3 protein-coding genes are annotated in these 4,434 nt (G+C 70.8%); 1 reads left to right on the top strand and 2 read right to left on the bottom strand.

Translation table 11 applies throughout. The annotated features are described in order from the left end of the window. Nucleotides 1-3 precede the first annotated feature (3 nt). Together yccS and QMX80_RS18470 are read right to left on the bottom strand one after the other, a co-directional pair. Nucleotides 4-2,196 carry a YccS family putative transporter gene (gene yccS, locus QMX80_RS18465; protein WP_282278638.1) on the bottom strand — a complete coding sequence of 731 codons (2,193 nt, stop codon included), beginning with the start codon at nt 2,194-2,196 and terminating at the stop codon, nt 4-6. A gap of 165 nt (nt 2,197-2,361) precedes the next feature. Further along, on the bottom strand, nt 2,362-3,282 hold the full coding sequence (locus QMX80_RS18470; RefSeq protein WP_282278639.1) for a LysR family transcriptional regulator: 921 nt from the start codon (nt 3,280-3,282) through the stop codon (nt 2,362-2,364). Nucleotides 3,283-3,358: 76 nt separating this feature from the next. On the opposite strand from QMX80_RS18470, the gene QMX80_RS18475 reads away from it, so the two are divergent. Continuing rightward, nucleotides 3,359-4,354 carry an aldo/keto reductase gene (locus tag QMX80_RS18475; protein ID WP_282278640.1) on the top strand — a complete coding sequence of 332 codons (996 nt, stop codon included), beginning with the start codon at nt 3,359-3,361 and terminating at the stop codon, nt 4,352-4,354. Nucleotides 4,355-4,434 lie beyond the last annotated feature (80 nt).

Here is a 4,434-nt window from a genome sequence, read left to right on the forward strand (position 1 = left end):
ACGCTAGGCGGCGGGCGCCGCGGCCTGCGCCGGCCCGCCCACCGCTTCGTCGGCAGCGGCGCGCAGGCGCGGCAGCAGGCGCAGGATCAGCGCCAGCTGGGTACGCACCAGCCGCGACTTGTCGTCGATGTCCTCGGGCAACTGCTCCAGCGCGTCGGCCAGTGCGATCTCGTCGACCTCGGCCGCAGGCGCGCTCCGCCGCTCCGCCAGCGCCGTAGACAGGCCGGCCAGCGCCTGCTGCAGGCATTGCCACGCATGCGCGACCCGCGGATCGTCGCTCACCGCCGCCTGCGCGCGGTGCGCGCCAAGCGCGGACAGGTAGCCGAGCAGGGTGTTGGACAGGGCGAGGAAGCGGAAGCCCGCATCCAGGTTGCCGCGCGCATAGCCCGGTTCGCGCAGCATGTTGGACAGCGCCACCGACAGCGCGACGTCGGCGTTGTGCATGTCGCGGCGGGCGATGCGGTAGGGCAGGTCGTCGCGCATGCCGCTGCGGTACTGGCCCAGCACCTCGTCCAGGTAGCGCGTGCTGGTGGCGACCACCTGCGCCATCACCCGGTGCAGGCGCCGCCCCTGCCAGTCGGGCAGGATCAGCAGCGAGGCGGCCGCGGCGATCGCGCAGCCGATCAGCGTGTCCAGCAGCCGCGGCCAGATCAGCACGAAGCCGTCGCCGAGCAGGTTGAAGCACAGCAGCGCCATCGTGGTGATCGCGGCGGTGGCGATCACGTAGCGGTCGGTGCGGGTGACGAAGAACAGCAGCGCGGCGGCGAGCGCCAGCAGCAGCTGCAGCGTGGTGCCGGGGAACAGCTGCATCAGCGCCCAAGTCGCGCCCAGGCCGAATAGGGTGCCGCCGATGCGCTGCACCAGCCGCAGCCGCGTGGCGCCGAAGTTCGGCCGGCACACGAACACGACGGTGAGCAGGATCCAGTAGCCGTTGCTCGGGTGCACCAGCTTGAGCACGGCATAGCCGATGATCAGCGCCACGGCGATGCGCACGCCGTGGCGGAACAGCAGCGAGCCGGGTGTCAGCGCCTGGCGCAGGCGCGTGGCCATCTCGCGCAGCGTGTGCGGCGAGGAATCGCGCAGGCGGGTGTCGATGCCTTCCAGCGGCGTGTCGGCCAGCGAGGCCTCGGACAGCTGCCGGGCGATGCTGGACAGGTTGGCCGCCAGCAGCTGCAGCGAGCCGAGCAGCCGCTGCCAGTGCGGATTGTGCTGGTCGCGCAGGTACTGCAGCGAATGCTCCAGGTCCTGCCCGGCCTGGCGGTTGCGCTCGCCGTAGTCGAACGGCTGGCGCAGGCGGATTGCCTCGCCCAGTGTCATGCAGGCGCCGCCCTGCAGCGACAGCAGTCGCCGGCAGCGGTACAGCACGTCGCTGTGGAAGAAGGCCTCGCTCAGCGCCTCGTAGGGATAGTGCGAGGAACTGGCGCGCTCGTGGAAATCCTGCGCCATGTAGTACAGGCGGAAGTACAGGCCGGACTGCACGCCGGGGCGCCCGGAACGGCCGAAGCGGCTGAGGATCGCCGCCTTGGCGGCATTGAGCGCTTCGACCACGCGCACGTTCTGCTCGGCCAGCGCCAGCCGCCGCGCCTCCAGGTCGCCATGCCGCACCGGTTCGAACAGGTCGGCCTTGAGCTGCAGGTAGCGCCCGAGTTCGCCGAACAGGCGCGCCAGCCGTTCGCGCACCGGCCGGTTGGCGAACATCACCGTCCACAGGATCGACAGCGCGCCATACCAGGCCGCGCCGGCGAGCATCTGCGCCACGTCGCGCCACGCCGTGTCGGTCCCGGCGTCGCGGTGCTGGTCCATGGCGATCATGGTGTAGATCGCCAGCGTCACCGTGGCCTGGCCGATGGACGCATAGCGCTCGCCCAGCGCGCCGAGCAGGGTCGAAGCGAAGGCGGCCAGCGCCAGCGCGGCGACGAAGGGCAAGGGCCAGTTGAACAGGTGGATGACCGCAGCGGCCGCGGCGACGAAACACAGCAGCGACAGCAGCACCGACTTGCTGCGGCCCCAGCCGTTGTCGTCGGTCTCGGCCACGGCACTGGCGATGGTGCCCAGGAACAGCGAGGGCAGCGGCTGCAGGTCGCCGCGGTACCAGCACACCGCCATCAGCGTGGACAGCGCGATGAACACGCGCAGCCCATAGCTGGCTTTCTCGTGGGCCCATAGCTGGTTCAACAGGCGTTCGGTGGGGCGCATGCCGGTGCTGCGGATCGCGGAGCGGGAGCGTGCCAGCTTGCAGTGCCTGCCGATGCGGGGCAAGGCGGCCGATGGGCGCGGCTCGATTCCTGCCCGTGGGGAAGCCCGTGATGCGGCGTCTGCCGCGGGTCTTCCGGCGAAGATGCAGGCGGGGCGTGGTCCGTTCTACAGCGGTGGGTCGTTGGCCTGGCGCATGAAATCGATGAACACCCGCAGCTTGGGAGCGAGCTGTTCGCGCGAAGGGTAGTACAGGTGGAAGCCGGGAAACGGAGGTTGCCAGGCGTCGAGCAGGCGCAGCAGCCGCCCTGCGGCAAGGTCGTCCGCCGCGGCGGCCTCGAATACCTGCGCCAGCCCCAGCCCGGCGATGGCCATGCGCCGGCCCAGCCCGCTGTCGTTGAAGATCGGTCCGCCGTCGACCTCGACGCTGAAATCCTGGCCGTCGCGGGCGAACTCCCAGGGCATCAGCCGGCCGTCGCTGCGGCGATAGCGGATGCAGGTGTGCCCGGCCAGGGCTTCGGGTGTGGGCGGTGGCGGATGCCTGCGCAGGTAGGCGGGAGACGCGACCACCACCAGCCGCTGCGGCGGCCCCAACGGGGCGGCGATCATGCCGTCGGCCAGCGATTCGCCCAGGCGGATGCCGGCGTCGAAGCCCTCGGCCACCAGGTCGGTCAGTGCCGCCTGCACCGCCAGTTCCACCTCGATATGCGGATGGCGTGCGCAGAAGGCGGGCAGGTGCGGCAGCACCAGTTGCTCGGCCGCGATCCGCGGCGCGGTGATGCGCAGGCGTCCGGCCGGCACGTCGCGGCTTTCCTCCAGCGCCTGCAGGGCCCCGCCGATGCGCGTCAGGGCCGGCGCGGCCTCACGCAGCAGGCGTTCGCCCGGCTCGGTCAGGCCGACACGGCGCGTGGTCCGGTGCAGCAGGCGCACGCCCAGCCGCCGTTCCAGGCTGCGCACCGACTGCGACAGCGCCGAAGGCGACATGCCCAGTTCGATCGCCGCGCGGCTGAAGCTGGCGTGGCGCGCCACGCAGGCGAAAGCGGCCAGCGCCGGCAGTGTTGCAGGGTCGATTGTGAAGTCAGGCTTCATTGATGGTGCAGATTATCCGGATTTATCGCGGGAAGCCTGGCCCCTAGAGTGGCCTTCCCCCATCCGGAGCATCGCAATGCAGACCCGCACCCTCGGCCGCAACGGCCCTGTCGTTTCCGCGCTCGGCCTCGGCTGCATGGGCATGAGCGCGTTCTATGGCGGCCGTGGCGACGATGCCGCCGCCATCGCCGTGATCCACCGCGCGCTGGAGCGTGGCGTCACCCTGCTAGACACGGCCGACATGTACGGCCCGCATACCAACGAGGTGCTGGTCGGGCGCGCCATCGCCGGCCGCCGCGACCAGGTGTTCCTCGCCACCAAGTTCGGCATCCGCCTGGATCCGTCCGATCCGCAGGCGCGCGGCGTCGATGGACGGCCCGAGTACGTGCAGGCCGCCTGCGAGGCCAGCCTGAAGCGGCTGGGCGTGGACCACATCGACCTGTATTACCAGCACCGGGTCGATCCGCAGGTGCCGATCGAGGAAACGGTGGGCGCCATGGCGCGGCTGGTCGAGCAGGGCAAGGTGCGTTACCTCGGTCTTTCGGAGGCGGCGCCGGAGACGATCCGCCGCGCGCACGCGGTGCACCCGATCACCGCACTGCAGACCGAGTACTCGCTGTGGTCGCGCGAGCCGGAAGAGAACGGCGTACTGGCCACGGTGCGCGAACTGGGCATCGGCTTCGTGCCGTATTCGCCGCTGGGTCGCGGCTTCCTGACCGGCGCCATCCGCATGCCGGAGGATTTCGACGCCGACGACTACCGCCGCCATTCGCCGCGCTTCCAGGGCGACAATTTCGCCCGCAACCTGGCGCTGGTGGAACAGGTGCGCGCCATCGCCGCCGCCAAGGGCGTCAGTGCCGGGCAGCTGGCGCTGGCCTGGGTGCTGGCGCGCGGCGAGGACCTGGTGCCGATCCCCGGTACCAAGCGCCTGGCGTATCTGAAAGAAAACCTCGGCGCGCTGGACGTGGCGCTGGATGCCGGCGACCTGGCGCGGATCGATGCGGTGTTCCCGGTCGCCGCCGCGGCCGGCGCGCGCTACCCGGCGGCGAGCATCGGCAGCGTGCATCGATAGAACCGAGCCAAGCTTTAAATGTAGAGCCGAGCCATGCTCGGCTGGGGCTTTCCCGATAAGGCCCCTGCCGAGCATGGCTC

Source organism: Stenotrophomonas sp. PS02297, assembly GCF_029959705.1.
Classification (GTDB): Bacteria; Pseudomonadota; Gammaproteobacteria; order Xanthomonadales; family Xanthomonadaceae; genus Stenotrophomonas; species Stenotrophomonas nitritireducens.